18 protein-coding genes and 1 pseudogene are annotated in these 17583 nt (G+C 61.9%); 15 read left to right on the top strand and 4 right to left on the bottom strand.

Going from position 1 to position 17583, the window contains the following annotated elements:
• Positions 1–359: 359 nt before the first annotated feature.
• The 12 genes from ACSHT2_RS06230 to ACSHT2_RS06175 are packed head-to-tail and all read left to right on the top strand — an operon-like array spanning position 360 to position 12338.
• A complete protein-coding gene (locus ACSHT2_RS06230; RefSeq protein WP_440640811.1) occupies positions 360–2384 on the top strand; it encodes a conjugal transfer protein TraG in 2025 nt (674 codons plus the stop codon).
• A gap of 11 nt (positions 2385–2395) precedes the next feature.
• Positions 2396–2947: a CopG family transcriptional regulator gene (locus ACSHT2_RS06225; protein ID WP_440640810.1), complete on the top strand. Its 552-nt coding sequence runs from the start codon at positions 2396–2398 to the stop codon at positions 2945–2947.
• Positions 2940–3923, top strand: a complete 984-nt coding sequence (gene trbB, locus ACSHT2_RS06220) for a P-type conjugative transfer ATPase TrbB (protein WP_440640809.1) — start codon at positions 2940–2942, stop codon at positions 3921–3923. The genes ACSHT2_RS06225 and trbB overlap by 8 nt, the downstream gene beginning before the upstream one ends.
• A gap of 18 nt (positions 3924–3941) precedes the next feature.
• Complete coding sequence (locus ACSHT2_RS06215) at positions 3942–4310, top strand: TrbC/VirB2 family protein (protein ID WP_440640808.1); 369 nt, start codon at positions 3942–3944, stop codon at positions 4308–4310.
• Positions 4310–4567, top strand: a complete 258-nt coding sequence (locus ACSHT2_RS06210) for a VirB3 family type IV secretion system protein (protein ID WP_074447831.1) — start codon at positions 4310–4312, stop codon at positions 4565–4567. Before ACSHT2_RS06215 ends, ACSHT2_RS06210 begins: the two co-directional genes overlap by 1 nt.
• Positions 4561–7128 carry a conjugal transfer protein TrbE gene (gene trbE, locus ACSHT2_RS06205; protein WP_440642780.1) on the top strand — a complete coding sequence of 856 codons (2568 nt, stop codon included), beginning with the start codon at positions 4561–4563 and terminating at the stop codon, positions 7126–7128. Before ACSHT2_RS06210 ends, trbE begins: the two co-directional genes overlap by 7 nt.
• 30 nt (positions 7129–7158) lie before the next feature.
• Entirely contained in the window at positions 7159–7911 is a 753-nt protein-coding gene (gene trbJ / locus ACSHT2_RS06200) for a P-type conjugative transfer protein TrbJ (protein ID WP_440640807.1), read from the top strand.
• An 11-nt stretch (positions 7912–7922) separates the two neighbouring features.
• Positions 7923–9086: a P-type conjugative transfer protein TrbL gene (gene trbL, locus ACSHT2_RS06195; RefSeq protein ID WP_440640806.1), complete on the top strand. Its 1164-nt coding sequence runs from the start codon at positions 7923–7925 to the stop codon at positions 9084–9086.
• 3 nt (positions 9087–9089) lie between these two features.
• Positions 9090–9794, top strand: a complete 705-nt coding sequence (trbF, locus tag ACSHT2_RS06190; RefSeq protein WP_440640805.1) for a conjugal transfer protein TrbF — start codon at positions 9090–9092, stop codon at positions 9792–9794.
• Positions 9791–10816: a P-type conjugative transfer protein TrbG gene (gene trbG, locus ACSHT2_RS06185; protein ID WP_440640804.1), complete on the top strand. Its 1026-nt coding sequence runs from the start codon at positions 9791–9793 to the stop codon at positions 10814–10816. Before trbF ends, trbG begins: the two co-directional genes overlap by 4 nt.
• Entirely contained in the window at positions 10813–12090 is a 1278-nt protein-coding gene (locus ACSHT2_RS06180) for a TrbI/VirB10 family protein (protein WP_440640803.1), read from the top strand. The genes trbG and ACSHT2_RS06180 overlap by 4 nt, the downstream gene beginning before the upstream one ends.
• A 2-nt stretch (positions 12091–12092) precedes the next feature.
• Positions 12093–12338 carry a DUF2274 domain-containing protein gene (locus ACSHT2_RS06175; protein ID WP_440640802.1) on the top strand — a complete coding sequence of 82 codons (246 nt, stop codon included), beginning with the start codon at positions 12093–12095 and terminating at the stop codon, positions 12336–12338.
• Between the two features lie 9 nt (positions 12339–12347).
• Here ACSHT2_RS06175 and ACSHT2_RS06170 read toward each other — a convergent pair whose 3' ends face one another.
• The gene (locus tag ACSHT2_RS06170; RefSeq protein WP_440640801.1) at positions 12348–12758 is read right to left on the bottom strand and encodes a hypothetical protein; all 411 of its coding nucleotides are present in this window, start codon (positions 12756–12758) and stop codon (positions 12348–12350) included.
• 77 nt (positions 12759–12835) lie between these two features.
• Between ACSHT2_RS06170 and ACSHT2_RS06165 the strand changes: the two genes are divergently transcribed.
• On the top strand, positions 12836–13045 hold the full coding sequence (locus tag ACSHT2_RS06165) for a helix-turn-helix domain-containing protein (RefSeq protein ID WP_440640800.1): 210 nt from the start codon (positions 12836–12838) through the stop codon (positions 13043–13045).
• A 101-nt stretch (positions 13046–13146) separates the two neighbouring features.
• Here ACSHT2_RS06165 and ACSHT2_RS06160 read toward each other — a convergent pair whose 3' ends face one another.
• From ACSHT2_RS06160 to ACSHT2_RS06150, 3 genes and pseudogenes are all read right to left on the bottom strand, one after another.
• Complete coding sequence (locus tag ACSHT2_RS06160; protein ID WP_440640799.1) at positions 13147–14061, bottom strand: addiction module antidote protein; 915 nt, start codon at positions 14059–14061, stop codon at positions 13147–13149.
• Entirely contained in the window at positions 14058–14651 is a 594-nt protein-coding gene (locus ACSHT2_RS06155) for a ComF family protein (protein WP_440640798.1), read from the bottom strand. Before ACSHT2_RS06155 ends, ACSHT2_RS06160 begins: the two co-directional genes overlap by 4 nt.
• Before the next feature lie 86 nt (positions 14652–14737).
• Positions 14738–14889, bottom strand: a pseudogene (locus ACSHT2_RS06150) (antirestriction protein ArdC); the annotation flags it as partial.
• A 377-nt stretch (positions 14890–15266) separates the two neighbouring features.
• On the opposite strand from ACSHT2_RS06150, the gene ACSHT2_RS06145 reads away from it, so the two are divergent.
• Both ACSHT2_RS06145 and ACSHT2_RS06140 read left to right on the top strand, forming a co-directional pair.
• Positions 15267–16592, top strand: coding sequence for a HEPN/Toprim-associated domain-containing protein (locus ACSHT2_RS06145; RefSeq protein WP_440640797.1), 1326 nt, complete (start codon positions 15267–15269; stop codon positions 16590–16592).
• Positions 16592–17482: a S1 family peptidase gene (locus ACSHT2_RS06140; RefSeq protein ID WP_440640796.1), complete on the top strand. Its 891-nt coding sequence runs from the start codon at positions 16592–16594 to the stop codon at positions 17480–17482. Before ACSHT2_RS06145 ends, ACSHT2_RS06140 begins: the two co-directional genes overlap by 1 nt.
• Positions 17483–17583: the final 101 nt, after the last annotated feature.

Here is a 17583-nt window from a genome sequence, read left to right as displayed (position 1 = left end):
CCAGCGGGTTTATACTCATTTCGCGGGGTGAGTATAAGCGGTTAGCCCTGGTTTCAGAGGCGAATCGGCGCGCCAGCCCCATCAGTTGCAATGTCCGTCTGGTTCCGCGCCCAGTTCCATGCCCGCCTCGGTCGCGCCGGGTCCGCATCAAGAATCGTCCAGCTTGAGCCGGTCGCTCACCTTTTGTTGAGGTGTTGGATCATCCTCGCCAAGACTGGACCGAGGTCCTTCTCGCCTTCACCCACCTGATCGACATTGCTCTTGCTTGCCGGACGGCATTTTTATTTCGATTGAACGCAAAGCCCATTCGTCCCTTTCATCGCACCGCTCACGTGGGGTGAGTGAGTGGGGCGAGCGGAATGTTTCCAGCAAAAATCTATGTCGGTCAGATTGCCGTCGTACTCGGCATTGTCGTTGTGTCGACATGGGGCGCGACGCAATGGACCGCCGCGGCTCTCGGCTATCAGCAGCGCCTCGGCGAGCCCTGGTTCTTGGTCGTCAGCTACCCCGTCTATCTGCCCTGGCGGCTGTTCGAATGGTGGTTCGCCTACGAGGCCTATGCGCCCGAGATCTTCGAGGAGGGCGGAGCCATTGCCGCCGGCGGCGGCATCGCAGGCGCGCTCTTTGCGATCGTCAATTCGGTGTGGCGCGCGCGCCAGAGCCAGTTGGTGACGACCTATGGTTCGGCACGATGGGCCACGCCAAAGGAAATCAAGACAGCCGGTCTGTTCGCGTCTAAGGGCGTCTTCTTAGGCCGCCTCGAGAACAACTACCTGCGCCACGACGGACCAGAACACGTCATGTGCTTTGCCCCGACCCGGTCGGGCAAGGGCGTCGGGCTGGTCTTGCCGACACTGCTCTCGTGGACGTCGTCGGCGGTGGTGCACGACATCAAGGGCGAAAATTGGGAATTGACCTCCGGCTGGCGTTCGATGTTCTCGCATTGCCTTCTGTTCAATCCCACGGATGAGCGGAGCGCCCGCTACAATCCCCTGCTCGAGGTGCGCAAGGGGGCGGCCGAAGTCCGCGATGTCCAGAACATCGCCGACATCCTGGTCGACCCCGAAGGGGCGCTTGAACGCCGCACCCATTGGGAAAAGACCAGTCATTCCCTGCTGGTCGGTGTCATCCTTCACGTCCTTTACGCCGAAGAGAAGAAGACGCTCACCCGCGTCACCGAGATCCTGGCTGACCCCGCGCAGTCCTTTGAGAAGACGCTCAGGATCATGCTGGCGACCAATCACCTCGGCACGGAGGCGGAGCCGAAGGTGCATCCCGTCGTCGCCGCGACCGCACGCGAGCTGCTGAACAAGTCCGAAAACGAGCGCTCCGGCGTTCTGTCGACCGCCGTGAGCTTTCTCGGGCTCTACCGCGATCCCGTCGTCAGCCGAAACACCGAGTCCTGTGATTGGCGCATCGCCGACCTCGTGAGCGCCGACAAGCCGGTCACGCTCTATCTCGTCGTTCCGCCGTCGGACATCAGTAGGACCAAGCCGCTGATCAGGCTGATCCTCAACCAGATCGGCCGCCGGCTGACCGAAACGCTGAACACCAAGGCAGGTGACCGCACGCGTCGCCAGCTCCTGATGATGCTGGATGAGTTTCCCGCACTTGGCCGGCTCGATTTCTTCGAAAGCGCGCTCGCGTTCATGGCCGGATATGGCATCCGCGCCTACCTGATCGCGCAGTCGCTCAACCAGATCGCAAAGGCGTATGGCGAGAACAATGCGATCCTGGATAATTGCCACGTCCGCATTGCCTTCGCCGCTAACGACGAGCGCACTGCCAAACGTATCTCAGACGCCCTCGGCACCGCGACGGAACTACGCGCACAGCGCAACTATGCCGGCCATCGGCTGGCTCCATGGCTTGGCCATGTCATGGTCAGCCGTCAGGAGACTGCGCGTCCTTTGCTGACGCCAGGCGAAGTGATGCAACTGCCGCCCGACCAGGCCATCGTGCTGGTTTCAGGGCTCGCACCAGTCGGCGCGATCAAGCTGCGGCACTATGAGGACGCAAACTTCGTCAGCCGTCTGCGGAAGCCGCCGTCCTTGGTGGGCGATGAGTACGCCGATCGGCCGCCGGCTCGTACTGACGATTGGCGCGGCGAGGTGCGCAACCCCGACCTTCGTCTTGCAACCCTGCCGTATCGCGAACTCATGCAGACGGGCGGCGAGGAAGGCGGCCTTAAGCAGCAATTGGCGTTGTTCGACGAGGCCGCGCCGGCCGCGAACGAGCCGCGCGCCTTCGAGGAACGACTGCTCGACGATGAGACAGACGTGGCCGCCGACCGCAGCCAGATGCAGCAAGCAAGCGCGTCCAGCGCCGTACGTCGAGCCCATGCCGTCACCCGCGACGACGACGATCTTCTCCCCTCGTTCTGAAGAGAATCCCGATGAAACCGAAGCTATCCGCCTACGTCTCTGAAAGTGTGGCGCAGCGCCTTGAGCTTGCCGCCAAGCGTCCTGGAGCCAACAAGTCAGCCATCGTCGATGCTGCGCTGGATCGCTTTCTCAATCCCGAGCGGGATGCCAGCGGCGATGCGGCACTGATCCGAAGGCTGGACCGGATGAGCCGGCAACTCGAACGAGCCGATCGCGACCTTGGCGTCCTGGCGGAGACCATTGCATTCTTCATCCGCTACTACCTGACCATCACCCCGCCGCTGCCTTCGCAAGATCAGGACGCAGCGCGTGCGCTGGGACGTGAGCGGTTCGAGATGTTCGTCGCCCAGGTCGGCAAGCGCGTCGCCTCCGGCGGCAGGCTTGTCGCCGACGTCATGGACCGCGTCAGCGCCTCGAAGCCGGATCTCTTCATGCGGAATCTCGAGGAGGGCGCCCCTCTCGGCGCCGCCCAAGCCAGCGACACTGGATCCCGCGCGCACGGCGCGCCGGGTGAGCCGCCGGAGCACTCTCCGGCAGGGCGAGAGGAGATCGGCAATGTCTGATCTCCTCTCGCCAGAAACCCGTGAACGACGCCGGGGCATGCTGCGGACCGCCATGGGACCTGCAATCGCGCTCGCTCTGGAAGAGCCTGATGTTGTCGAGGTCATGGTCAATCCCGATGGGAGGCTCTGGCTTGATCGGCACGGGACGGGCCGCGCTGATACCGGCGTTGTTCTGACGCCGCAGGAGTCAGAGCGGATCATCCGGCTTGTCGCCAGTCACGTGCGGGCGGAAGCGAGCGGTTCGTCTCCCATCGTCTCGGCGGAACTCCCGGAAACGGGTGAGCGCTTTGAAGGCCTCTTGCCGCCGGTCGCGCTCGCGCCCTGCTTTGCTATCCGCAAGCCCGCAACGACCACGTTCCGCCTGTCCGACTACGTCAAGGCGCAGATTGCCTCGCCGCTGATGGCGAAGGTGCTGACCACCGCAGTCACCGAGGCGCGCAGCATCCTGATCGCCGGCGGAACCGGCTCGGGCAAGACCACGCTTGCCAACGCGCTTCTTGCGGAGATCGCCGGCCTCGAAGAGCGGGTGGTCATCATCGAGGACACTCGTGAGCTTCGCTGCGATGCAAAGGATGCGGTGACGCTCCGGACCAAGCCAGGTGTGGCGAGCCTTGCCGATCTTGTCCGCTCCACGCTGCGCCTGCGGCCGGACCGCATCATCGTTGGTGAGGTCAGAGGCGCTGAAGCCCTCGACATGTTGAAAGCCTGGAATACCGGTCATCCCGGTGGAATTGCCACGGTTCATGCCAACTCGGCACGAGCTGCGCTCTACCGGATCGAACAACTGATCCAGGAAGCGGTCGCAACCGTGCCGCGCCGGCTCATTGCCGAGGCGATCGACCTGATCGTCTTCATCAAGGGGCGCGGACCCGCACGGCGCATCGAAGCCGTTGCCGAACTTAGAGGTCTCGATCCGTCAGGCGACTACCTCCTCGAAACGCCACCCGGACTTCCAAAAACCTCCCACCGCCCCTGACCTAAAGGAGACTGAAATATGTCCATTCGACTCCGTCTAAACGTGCGTTCGCGTCTTCGCGGCTTCTGTTCGATCAGCAGGTTGCCCTTGGTCGAACTCGGCGTGGCCTCGGCCTGCGTGCTCCTCAGTGTCACGGCGGCGCACGCCGCAGGTTCAGGCATGCCCTGGGAAGCTCCCCTCGAACGAGTCCTGGAATCCGTGCAGGGACCCGTCGCCAAGATCGTCGCCGTCATCATCATCACGGTAACAGGCATATCGCTGGCCTTCGGCGACACCTCCGGCGGATTCCGCAAGATGGTCCAGGTCGTATTTGGCCTCTCAATCGCCTTCGCTGCGAGCTCGTTCTTCCTGTCGTTCTTCTCGTTCGGCGGCGGAGCTCTGATCTAATGCGTCCCGATGGCTTTGAACTCGTGCTCCACCGCTCGTTGACCGAACCCATCCTGATCGGCGGCGCCCCGCGTGCGGCCGCCATCCTGATCGGGACCCTTTCGGCCGTGCTGGCGCTCGGCCTGCGCCTTTGGCTCGCAGGTCTCATCCTCTGGGTCATCGGCCACAGCGCGGCCGTGTGGCTCGCAAAACGCGACCCGGCCTTCGTCGAAGTCGCCATCCGTCACACCAAGCACAAAGGCCGGCTTACATGCTGAACTTGAGAGAATTCCGCGGCAACGCCTATCGGCTGGCTGATTGGCTGCCTTGGGCATGCCTGGTCGCGCCAGGCGTCATCCTCAACAAGGACGGCAGCTTTCAGCGGACGATACGCTACCGCGGACCGGACCTCGACAGTGCGACCGAGGCCGAGCTGATGAGCGTCGTATCTCGCGTCAATAACGTTCTAAAGCGCTTTGGCTCAGGCTGGGCGCTCTTCTTCGATGCCACGCGCATCCCAACTGGCGAATATCCGCGGTCGGAATTCCCCGATCCGGTGTCGTGGCTGGTGGATGAGGAGCGGCGGGCCGGTTTCGAAGGGCCGGCCGGGGTGGCGTGGGAGGATCCTTCACGCCCCGGCGGGCAGCACTTCGAAAGTGTGCTGCATCTGACCTTGATGTACTTGCCGCCGGCCGAAACGGTCTCGCGCCTCGAAGGCCTGTTTCTGGAGCGTCCCCGGGCGAGGACTCGCGCGGCTGGGGGACAACGCGCTCGTAGCGGTCAAACACCCAAACCTCATGAGCGCGGTGACATTGACGACGGGGAGACCGACGGCCAACGAAGATTTGACAGCGACCAGAAGGGCTATCGCGATCACCTCCAAAGATTCATCCAGGAAACCGATCGGGCGATCGATCTGCTCTCGTCAGTCTTGCCCGAGATCTGGCCTCTCAGCGACGCGGAGGCGCTCACCTATCTTCATAGCTGCATCTCGACCAAGCGCCATCCGGTCAGCGTTCCCAAGATCCCGGCCTATCTCGATTGTTTCCTAAGCGATGAGCCTTTGACTGGGGGCCTGTCGCCGGCGATCGGGCGGAGCCATCTGCGCGTGTTGACGGTCCTTGGGTTTCCGCACGTCACCTTTCCAGGCTTGCTCGACGAACTAAATCGGCTCGGCGTTGCCTATCGCTGGGCGACCCGGTTTCTTCCGCTCGACCGTACGCAGGCAAACGCAACCCTGTCGCGCTACCGTCGGCAGTGGTTTGCCAAGCGGAAGTCGCTCGGAGCGATCCTCAAGGAGGTCATGTTCAACGAGCAGGCAGCGCTGCTCGACACTGACGCCAGCAACAAGGCGCATGATGCCGACGCGGCGCTCTCCGAGCTCGGCGACGATCTGGTTGCCTTCGGCTATATCACCACGACCGTTACCGTAAGCGATGAGGACTCCCATCAGGCTGATGAGAAAATCCGTGCGGTCGAGCGAGTGATCAATAGCCGGGGCTTCACCGCCATCCGCGAGAGCGTCAACGCCGTGGAAGCCTGGGTTGGCAGTCTGCCTGGCCAAGCCTATGCCAACATCCGCCAGCCGATCGTCCACACCCTGAACCTCGCCCATATGTGCCCATTGTCGGCAGTATGGGCCGGACCCGAACGGTGTGAGCACCTCGACGGCCCGCCGCTTCTAATCGCCAAGACCAAGGGGGCAACCCCGTTCCGCTTGTCGCTCCACGTGGGCGATGTCGGGCACACCATCATTGTCGGTCCTACGGGAGCGGGCAAGTCGGTCCTGCTCTCGATGCTCGCGGTGCAATTCCGTCGCTATCCGAGTGCGCAGTTGATCACCTTTGACAAGGGCCGGTCAGCACGGGTCACTACGCTCGCAATGTCCGGGTCCTGGTACGAGCTCGGCGCCAAGGGAGGCATTGCCTTTCAGCCACTCAAGGATGTCGCAGAAGAAGGGGCGAGAGTCTGGGCGCTCGACTGGCTCTGTGGCGTGCTCGCCCATGAGCGCGTGACCGTGACCCCCGACGTCAAGGAGACGCTCTGGTCAGCGCTGAGGAGCCTCGGGTCTGCGCCCGTCTCCCAGCGGACCATGACCGGCCTCGTGGCGCTGCTTGCGCGCGACGCGCTGCGGCAGGCGCTGCAGCCCTACACGCTGGAAGGACCTTACGGCCGCTTCCTGGACGCAGACGCCGACCGTCTTTCCGGTGCCGACGTGCTCACCTTCGAGATGGAAGAACTCATGGCGTTGCCAGGGCTGGTGGCGCCGGTCCTGACCTATCTCTTCCACAGCCTTGAGGACCGCTTCGATGGACGGCCCACGCTGCTGGTGCTCGATGAGGCCTGGAGCTTTCTAGATGACCCGCTATTCGCGAGCCGCATTCGCGAATGGCTGAAGACGCTGCGCAAGAAGAACGTTTCGGTGATTTTCGCGACCCAATCGCTGGCCGATATCGCCGACAGCCAGATTGCCCCTGCAATCATCGAATCCTGCCCAAGTCGCATCTTCCTTCCGAACCCCAGAGCGCTGGAGCCGACCCAGACCGAGACCTATCGGCGATTCGGCCTGAACGACACCCAAATTCGGCTGATCGCGGAAGCCTTCCCGAAGCGCGACTACTACCTGCAATCCCGCGCTGGAAACCGCTTGTTTGAGCTCGGCCTCGGTCCGGTGGCGCTCGCGCTGGTCGCGGCCTCCTCGCCCGAGGATCAACGGACCGTCGATGCGGTCCTGTCCCGCTCCGGCCCCCATCACTTCGCCAAGCGCTTTCTCGCTGAACGAGACCTGCACTGGGCGGCGAACCTGATCAGCACCTTCGAACAGGCCCAGAAGGCCTGACCCCCAATCCCAACGATCAAGGAGCTATCCATGCTGAAGATCTTCGGCACACCTGCCGCATGCCAGGCGGTGAGGGCGACCGCAATCATTGCACTGTCCTTCGTCATTGCACTGAACGGATCCCGCCGGCTTGGGGCGCAAGTCGTCGTCTTCGATCCATCGAACTACAGCCAAAATCTCCTGACGGCTGCGCGCACGCTGGAGCAGATCAACAATCAGGTCAGGAGCCTGCAAAACCAGGCGCAGTCTCTGCTCAATCAGGCCAAGCATCTTACGAGCCTGCCGACGAGCGTCGTCGGCCAGCTCACATCAACGATCAATCAGATGAACACCCTGATTGGTCAGGCCAAGAACATCTCATTCGATGTTCAGAAAACCCAGCAGGATTTCGAGCGGCTGTATCCTCGCCAATACGCGGCAGTCGTTTCGTCCGACAAGATGGTTCGGGACGCGACTTCGCGCTGGGACAACAGCTACGATGGACTGAAGCAGTCGCTCACGCTTCAGTCCGCTATCGTCGGCTCGTTGGACCAGGACGGCCAGACGCTTCGAACGCTGATGGCGAATTCGTCCGCTGCGGTCGGCTCGCTTCAGGCCCAACAGTCTGGCAACGAACTGCTCGGCCTGCAGATCAAACAGTCGTTACAAACCCAGGCGCTCATGGTAACACAGGCGCGCGCGGACACGTTGCGTGCTGCTGAACAACAAGCGTCGTCCGCCGCCGCGAAGGAGCGCTTTACTCGCTTCATCGGCGATGGCCACGCCTACACCAGCGGCAAGTAGGTGAGGGCGCCATGGCTGATCTCTCCGTCATTGACCGCTTCACCGAGACCTTCTCGCGCTACATCGACTCGGGATTTGGTCTTCTGTCCGGCGACGTCTCATTCTTGAGCTCGACGTTGATCGGCATCGACCTGACGCTCGCCGGGCTTGCCTGGAGCATGCGCGCGGACGATCACGTCCTGGTCACGCTTGCCAAGAAGGTGCTCTATGTCGGCGCCTTCGCGTTCATCATCGGTAACTTCAAGAGTCTCGCCGATATTGTCTTTGCGTCGTTCTCGAGCATCGGCCTGAAGGCATCGGGCGGGAGCTTGAGCGCCGCGGACCTGGCGCGACCAGGCTTTGTCGCCTCCGCCGGGTTTACGGCGGCCCATCCTCTTCTGGAGGAGACCGGCCAATTCTCGGGCTTTGATGTCCTGACCAACCTACCGACAATCTTGATCCTGCTGTTCTGCTGGATCCTGATCGTGCTCGCGTTCTTCGTCCTCTCGGTGCAGCTCTTCGTCACGCTGATCGAGTTCAAGCTAACGATGCTTGCTAGCTTCATTCTCGTGCCGTTCGCCCTATGGGGGAAGACCGCATTCCTGGCTGAAAAGACGCTAGGCAACGTGGTGGCTTCAGGGGTGAAGGTGATGGTTCTCGCGATCATCATCGGCATAGGCTCGACCATCTTCGGTCAGCTCGCGAGCACGTTGACGCGGCCGGTCGATATCGTGTCGGCCATGAGCCTGCTGCTGGCGGCCCTTTCGCTGTTTGGCCTTGGCATCTTCGGCCCAGGAATCGCGGCCGGATTGGTCTCAGGTGCGCCCCAACTGGGCGCCGGAGCTGCCGCCGGAACGGTGGCGGGTGCGGCGGCTGTCGTGATCGGCGGCGGAGCGGCAGCCGCGGGAGGCTTACGCCTTGCCGCAGGCGGTTCAATGACTGCGGTTCGCTCCGCAGCATCGCTTGGTGGCGCATCTTCTGCCGCCGGCGCATCAGCTCGGGCCGCAACCGTGGATCAGCTAGCGAGCGCGAGCTCTGGCGGCGCAACGAACGGAGTAGCTGCGTCAGGCGGCGGGCGCGCGGGGTCGCCGTCAGGACGCGGACACGCGAGGGAAGCGGCCCAGGTCGCTGCTCACACCCTGAAAGAAGGTGACAAAGGCGGACATTCGTCGGGCCCGAAGCTGGGGGAGGAGTAAGATATGGCTGGTCACCCCTTTCAGCGCGTGTCCGTCCGCTACGGCGAAACGCCCGAGCCGGTCACGCCCTATCAGAAGGCAGCCCAGGTCTGGGACGAGCGGCTCGGGGCCGCCCGTGTTCAGGCCAGCAACTGGCGGCTGGCAGCGCTGGCAGCTATCGGCCTGTCCAGCGTCCTCGGATTGGCGATCTTCACCCAGATCGCTCGGTCGGGTGTCGTTCCCTACGTGGTCGAGGTCGACCGGCTCGGCGAAGTGCGAGCAGTCGGGCCGGCGCTCGAGGCCTACCAGCCGTCAGACGCGCAGATCGCGCACTTCCTGGCGCGGTTCATCGAGAATGTCCGCTCGCTGTCGATCGATCCGGTCATCGTCCGGGCGAACTGGCTGCGTGCCTACGATTTCGTCACCGACCGCGGCGCGCAAGCCTTGAACGACTATGCGCGCGAGGCCGATCCGTTCACGAAGATCGGCTCCAAGACCGTGACCGCCGAAGTCACCTCCGTGGTGCGCGCGTCCGGCGACAGCTTCGAGATCCGCTGGAAAGAGAACACCTACGAGAACGGCGCGATCGCAAAGACCGAGCGCTTCACAGGTCTCGTCACCACCGTTCTCAAGCCGCCGGCGGATGCCGAAACCCTGCGGAAGAACCCTCTCGGTCTCTACGTCCATTCCCTCAACTGGTCGCGCGACCTCATCGGAGACGCCAAATGAATTCCAAAGCCCTCACCAAGCTCGCGTCGACCAGCGTCGTCGCATTGTCGCTTGGGCTTGCCGGATGCGCCACCAAGCTCAATCTCGAAGCGCCCTATGATGAGATGAGTTTTGAGAAGGCGCTCCCAGAGAGCGATCCGCCGGCGCCGGTGCAGGTCGTCGAAACACCCAAGGTCCTTCCGTTGCCGGGCCAGTTGAAGCCCCTTCCGGCTAAGGGCGCAAAGGAAGAAAAACTGCCGCCGGAGCAGGCGATCGCCAAGGCGAACAAGGCAGCGAGGATGGAGCCGACACGTGCCGGATACATCAACGCCATCCAGGTCTATCCCTGGACGGAAGGTGCGCTCTACCGGCTTTATGCAAGCCCGGAGAAGGTCTCGACCATCGCGCTCCAACCGGGCGAGGAGCTGATCGACGTCTCCACCGGCGATACGGTTCGCTGGGTGGTCGGCGATACCTTGAGCGGGCAGGGCAACTCCCGGCGTGTGCACATCCTGGTCAAGCCGACGTTGCCGGATATTCAGACCAACCTCGTAGTCCTTACCGATCGTCGGGCCTATCACCTCGAGCTTGTCTCGACCAAGCAGACCTACATGGCATCCATCTCATGGACCTATCCGACCGATACGCTCGTCGCGCTCCACAAGCAAAACGCCGCTGCTCAACAGGGCGAGGAGCGGATCGCGGATCGCGGCGTACGGCTCGACAGCCTGAATTTCCGCTATCGCATCGAAGGCGACGATCCGCCGTGGCGGCCGGTGCGTGCCTTCGATGACGGCCGCAAGGTCTATATCCAGATGCCGTCCGGGCTGTCGCAAGGCGAGGCGCCGCCTTTGTTCGTCGCCGGAGCCGACGGCCGGCCGAACCTCGTCAACTACCGGGTCCGCGGTTCCTACTACATCGTCGATCGGATGTTCGGTGCCGCCGAGCTTCGCCTTGGCGAAGATCCGCAGCGCATCGTCCGGATCATTCGTATCGACGCGCGACCGGTGTCGCAGGTCTTCAGCACCGGGAGCGCCTCATGACGACAGGATTGGATCAGGATCCGGAGCCGTTGGAACTGCGAGCACGGCCGCGGCCCGTGCGGCGGCTCAACAGGCGCGCTCTCATGATCGGCTGCGCCGTCGCAGCGCTGTTTGTTGGCGGAGCGATACTCATTGCGCTCCGACCGCACTCCTTCAAGCAGGCTGAGCGGACAGAGCTTTACAATACAGACCGCAAGCAGACGGCAGAGGGTTTGAGCAAGCTGCCAAAGTCCTATGAAGACCTGCCGCCATCGACGCCGCGGCTTGGACCGCCGTCGCCTGGGGACATTGGCCGGGCCTTTGCCGAAAATGAGAAGAAGGCCGGCGTCGCATCGGACACGGGCTTCCGCACGAACCCAGAGGAAGACGCCGAGCGGGCTGAACGGATCCGCCAGACACGGGTCGCTCAACAGGCAAAGGAGTCGGGCTTGTTCGTCCGTCTGTCGGAAAAACAGGAGAAGCGCAAGCAGGCGAGCCCGACTGATGCTCCGGCAACCACTCCATCGGCATTCCGGCCTCCAACGCCCGACACCGGTCCATCTGCTGCGGAACTTGCAAAGAGGGCGCAGACGATGATCGATCGGTCCAGCGAGATCATTCCCTCGTCGCAGGCGCGAAAGCTGGCCTTCGTGGAAGCTAAAGCTGACACGGAAACCACCAATCCCCATGCGCTCAAACCAGCACCATCCACCTATGCTGTGATGGCGGGATCGATCATCCCGGCGAGCCTCGTTACGGGGCTGAATTCGGACCTGCCTGGCACGACCATCGGTCAGGTCACCGAGAACCTCTATGACACGGTAACGGGCGAGCACCTATTGATCCCGCAGGGCACAAGGATCGTAGGCAAGTACGACAGCGTCGTCGCCTTTGGCCAGAAGCGGGCGCTGGTCATCTGGAGCCGGCTCATCCTGCCGAACGGCAACTCGATCGTGATCGAGAACCTTCCGGCTACAGATGTCGCGGGCTACGCCGGACTCGAGGACGAGGTGGACTTTCACACTTGGCAACTGCTCAAAGGCGTAGCGCTGGCGACCTTGATCGGAGTGGGGACCCAACTATCAATCGGCAATGACGAAAGTGATCTTGTGAAGGCCCTGCGAGAGAGCACGCAGCAGACGACCAATCGCGCCGGCCAGCGCCTGGTGGAGCGCGAACTCGACGTGCAGCCGACGATCACGGTGAGGCCGGGTTGGCCACTACGAGTGATTGTTTCGAAGGATCTGGTGCTGAAGCCGTATCAGGACATTCAGACAATGGCGAAGGGCAGGTAAGGATGAAGCTTGCGAAGCTACCTGATCGGACACCGGTTAAGATGAATGTCGTGCTTACGCCGGTCCTGGCGCAGCGGCTGCGCGAGTATGCTGCTTTCTACGCAGAGACCTACGGCAACAAGGAAGAAGTATCAGAGCTGATACCGTTCATGCTCGAAGCATTTCTTGAAAGCGATCCGTCCTTCAAGCGAATCAAAATCGTCAGGAGTTCAAAGCCATCTCTGAGCGACAGTCCGGACGAGAAATGAGGTGGAGAACTAAGTCTCGACGCTTGCCTGCATAAGAGCTGCCCTTACGTGTTCGATCGCCAATTCGAGTGATTTCAAAAGCTCACCTAATTCTGTTGTTGAAGCCTCCTCTAGGCGGAGATTTTTGGGGCTGACAGTTTGCGAGACCAAACGATCGATCGAGTTGACGGAGCGAAGATCCGACAACTCGGACTTGGACGAACCGAAAATGTGAGACACTATTTCCCCAGCAGGGGTAACCATAGTGAATAGCTCGAGACCGGACGTGACCGCCTGCTCGAGTACGTGAATGGGAAGTTCAACACTTGCCAATGTGTGGCCCAATCCCGCCGCTCGATAACCAACGCAAGCGAAACGACCGTCGGGTCGACTGACGAGATCTACAAACGGTTCAACCGCCTGGGGCTGAGCATCGGCCATGTGAAACACTCTGAATAGGTCGACAATACCTAGTATACTGGGTGGAGATCAAGTAACGTTTGGTGCCGTCTTGCCGCATGAAGTTGCGGCGGTTGGTAGCCAAAAATGTTCGGCGTCTACGACGGAAAGGCGGCCTTACTCAAGAAGAGTTGGCTGATCGAGCGGGCCTGAATCGCAACTACATCGGAATGATTGAGCGCGAGGAGAATGCGCCGACCGTTGACGCGCTTGAGCAAATTTCCGCAGCGCTCGATATCGACCCTGTTGTCCTATTTCAGGAGCGGTAGTTGCGGTGCTGCAGAACCAAGTCCGGCACCAGGCGACGAGGGAAATGCCTGCACTTCTCTACCTCTCTCTCGCGGCGACGCCCGATCAGGTACGCCGCGGCTCAGCCGTGCGACGCGACCGGCGCACGCTCCGACTCCGTCTTGTGAGGCTTGACCTCGAGCCGCAGGCCGATCGACGAGAGTACCTTCAGGACCGTGGTGAACTCGGGATTTCCCTTTGGGTCGAGCGATCGGTAGAGGCTCTCGCGCGCCAGTCCTGTTTCGCGCGCGACTTGGCTCATGCCACGATCGCGCGCGATCTGGCCAAGCGTTTCCCTGATTGCGGTCGCATCAGCGCGGGCGAGCGCTTCGTTGAGCGCTTTGACGACCTCGTCGAGCGCCGGAGCTTGGGGTGCCAACAACGTGGCGTCCTCGCCCGCAACTTCCTCGGGCGCTTGAGCAGACGGCGCTTTCTCCATCGCCGGCAGGAAGGTAGGCTGGTCGCTGGTCTCGACCAACCGCCATTCGTCGGGCGTCGCGCGCTCCTTCACATCCCGGCGCAGTTCGTCGCTGCAGTGGGCGATGAAGTTCCTCCATGCGTCCACGGACTTGATGTTGACGACGTGCTTGTCGGGTACGTTGAACAGCACCGCGATCTTTCCAACGATGGCGAGGCGCAGCACGTTGAGGACGGTACCCGGGCTCTTTCCGTCCCAGATCATCAGGCCGAAGTCGGCCTCACGCGCCATCTCCCGGTCCTTGGCCGCGTAGAACTGAAAACCCTTCGCGTTCTTGGGCGCGTCGACGTGGTGGGTGAGCCAGGTTCCGAGGTTGTTGCGCGGCGACGCGCCCGAGCAGAACACCGTGACCTTGTCATAGTGTATGTCGTGGAAGTGCTTCTGCACGGCTTTGTCAGCGCCATTGGCGTCTCCGACGATGACGCGGTGGCCGCTCGCGACGACATTGTCGAGCCGCTTCTTAACCTCGGAGGGAAGCCGGGAAACGTGTCGCGAGCCGCCTATGAAGATCGTGTTCAATGGTTGCTCCGTGTCTTGGTGATGGTGAGGGCACGGACGACGGCAGCTTGGCCTGGGCCGAGCAGCTGATCCGTGATGGCGTTCATGGTGGTCCCCGACCGAAAAAGATCATCGAAGAGGAGGATACTGCGGCCCCGTGTCTGCGTCGCATCGATCTGATAGAGACCGTCGACCTGCTTCTTCCGCTCCTCCGGGTCGGTCACGTTCTTGAGCTGCGTGGTCGGTCGGGTCGTCGCGATGCAGGATAGCACCGGCACCCCGAGCGCAGCTCCGATTCCCTCGGCGAGGACAATGACTGGCTGCAATGCGCGCTGGTGGGATGGCGGAACGGGCACGATGCTGTCGAACTTGTCACGATACGGGGCGAGAAAGTTGGCGGCGGTTTCGATGATCGGGCCCGCTGCCTCCTTGTCGGCGCGATTCTTCAGCCGAAACAGAAACTCGGCAATTTCCGGCCGAACGGTGTCGAATTGCATGTGACCGAATTCATTGTATCCAGTCGGCGTGCTACTGGTCGTGTGAAGATCCAGGGAAACGCCCGAGTTCCAGCGCCCCTCTATTTTGATCGGATTGATTTTGACTATCGCCATTCGCGCTCCCGAATCTGTTCAATTGTAACCTATGGGCTACATTTGGGCAAGATCCCTTTGCGATCCAAGCCTATGGAAAGTCAGGCGGTCGAGGCGTTTCGCGGCATTGCGAGCGGCGCTTTGGCAGCCGCGGCGCCTAGGGCAGCCGGCCGGCTTCCAGCTCGCCGATGATCTTGTTGGTGATTTCGTCGTAGAGGCTCGCCCGATCGTGGGCCGCCCGGAGCTGATGCTTGGTCATAGCGGATCTCCGCGACGGGCGTCGGGAGCCTCTCTCCCATCCCTCAACCCGTCACGGCGAACCCGTCCGCACTCTCGCTCTCGACGGGCGTTGGGCAGCCGGCCCCGCAGAAGGGGTCGGCTGAGACCGTAGGGCTCGGACGAGGGAAGGCTTTCCCCGCAAAGCCGTAGAGCCATAGATGCGTAGATCAGGATTTCAGAACGCCAGCGCGCGCTGGACGTGGTGTTTTCGTAGGCGCGACCTTGAAGCTGGAGCTGCCCGTGTCGGCTCGGGAGTTGCTCAAGCCCTTGCGGCCAAGATCGCTCAAGGTCGAATAGGTAGGGCAAACGTGCAACATGACGGCGTGGACGGACGCCTTAGTATGATTGGGGGGGAGCTTGGGTACGGAAATTACGCTCGATGTGGCCGGGATGTCGGTCACGTATAGCAAGAACCACCGCGGAATCGATCATGGATCGATTTTTCAGGAGCAAGATCGAAAGGCGATCAAGAGCGACCAGCTCGACTACGACTGGTACGAGGAGGAGGGCGAGGACCCAACACCCTCCGAGATGGGGTTCACGCGATCGCTCAAACACGTCGTTCCCCGTCTTGAACTCCTTGGCTTCAATCTGGAGCGCGTCCGGCGTGAATATGACGCTGTCGCTCAAAACTGGCTGGAGGAGAGGCAGTCCCTTCAGGACGAGGACGACGACGAGCCTATTCCTGACCTGATGAGCTTTGCGGAGTTCCTCGCATTTGCCACCGCGCACCCGCTGGACAGTCTCGACCACACCTTTATCTCGGGCACGGACGATGCGAGCGAAGCGAAGATCCAAGGTCGCTTCGAGGGAATGCAGTTCGAGCGGATTCCCACCTACCGATCTTATGATATCCAAGCCTACTCGGAGCGAAGCTTCTTCGGCGCGTTGGTGGATATACTTCACCCGTATTCGGTCTTGCGACTCTTGGCGGAGGCCAAGGCGAACGAGGATGCGCCCGTCGTCTGGCAGTATGGACCATTGGTGCAGGCCGGGTGGGCCACAGAGCAGGAGTTTGTACCCCACGCCCGGCGAACCGAGACATTCCTGATCGCGACCGAGGGCAGCTCTGACGTCCATATCCTGAAGCGTGCGCTCGCGCTGTTGCGGCCAGGGATCGCGGATTTCTTCCGCTTCATCGACGTGAGCGAGAGCCACCCTTTTTCGGGCACGGGCAACCTTGTGAAGTTCGCAGAAGGGCTCGCGAAGATAGACGTTCAGAATCAAGTCGTCTTCGTGTTCGATAATGACGCGGAGGGGCTCGACGCGCATCAGCGTCTGTCGACGCTCACCCTGCCTGTGAACATGCGCGGCATCATGTTGCCCGAGCTCGAGGAGTTCCGCTCGTTTCCGGCTCAAGGTCCCGAGGGGCTCCACAATTCGGACATCAACCGACGCGCTGCGGCGATCGAGTGCTATCTCGATCTCCACGTCGCGGGTCATCCGCCGGCGAAGGTGCTCTGGACCAACTACAAGAAGAGCCTCGGCACCTATCAGGGGGCGTTGGAATATAAGGATTCCTATAGCAAGGAATTCTTGCAACAGACGGCCGAGACTTTGGCCGAAGGAACGTATGACGTTCGCAAGATCGAGGCTGTTCTCGATCTGCTTATCGCGGAATGTACAGCGGTCGCGGTCGACCAATGGGACCCGATTGATGTCGAATTGAGAGATGCCTTCTGATGACTGAAAAAAGCGCCTTCCATGAGACCTATGTGCGCGCGGCGGGAGCCGTCGCGTTCGTCGCCGTCATCGATGCCAAGGGGGACGAGGGAATCGGCACGGCGTTTCACATCGGCAGCGGGATCTTCGTAACGGCCCGGCACGTGATCGATGGGGTGACCATCAAGGAGATCGCTACTACCAAGTCGGCGCACCTCACAGAAGAGGCCGGCGGCAAGGCTATCCCACCGCGACGGCTGGAGATCATCGATGGACCATATTTCGGGCCGGACGATCTCGATGTCGCAGTCTTCCGGGTCGACCTCGGCGCCACGCCCTTGCCTGCGATAACCGTCAGTCAGCACACGGACTACCAACTCGAGGAAAACGACCTGGTTCTCTCGGATATCCTCGTCGTTGGCTATCCTCCGATCCCATTCACCACCGTGCCCAGCCAAGTCGTCGCCCTGGGGCAGATCAACGCAGTCGTGCGCGTGCGTCATTCTCCGGTCCTGCATTTCATCGCATCGGCCATGGCGCGCGGCGGATTCAGCGGAGGAGTGGCGCTCGACCAGTCCGGCAGCGCGCTGGCGCTCGTGACCGAGAGCTTGGGTCAAGGCGATATGCCGGTTGAGACTGGCTACATGAGCCTGTTGTCGATCGAGCCGGCGGTGGATATTGCGGCTGAGAAGTTTGGGTTCGGTGTCCACAGCGGCTATCCAGGCCGCTACACCGACACTTTGTTCGCGGCGAAGTTCTCGGACCCGTCCAGCCGGTCGCTGAGCTCCTTCATCTATGACGCGAGCCTCTACGTATACGACGACGACCGAGACGTGTTCGTCGAATCAATTGCGCTGACGAGACGCTGCTGGCCGAGGCGGTCGCGACGTTTCACGCCATCACGCCTCTGACTCGTCACGACGTCGTCGATGGGGCCGTCCTCCACACCCCGGACGAAAATCCATCCGCAGAATTGCTGGTTGAGGCGGGGGAGGCCGTCGCCGCGGTGTTC

The sequence above is a fragment of the Bradyrhizobium sp. PUT101 genome (genome assembly GCF_052043945.1).
Taxonomy (GTDB): Bacteria; Pseudomonadota; Alphaproteobacteria; order Rhizobiales; family Xanthobacteraceae; genus Bradyrhizobium.
Note: the sequence above shows the minus strand (reverse complement) of the source record. Positions and strands in the feature narration are given on the sequence as shown.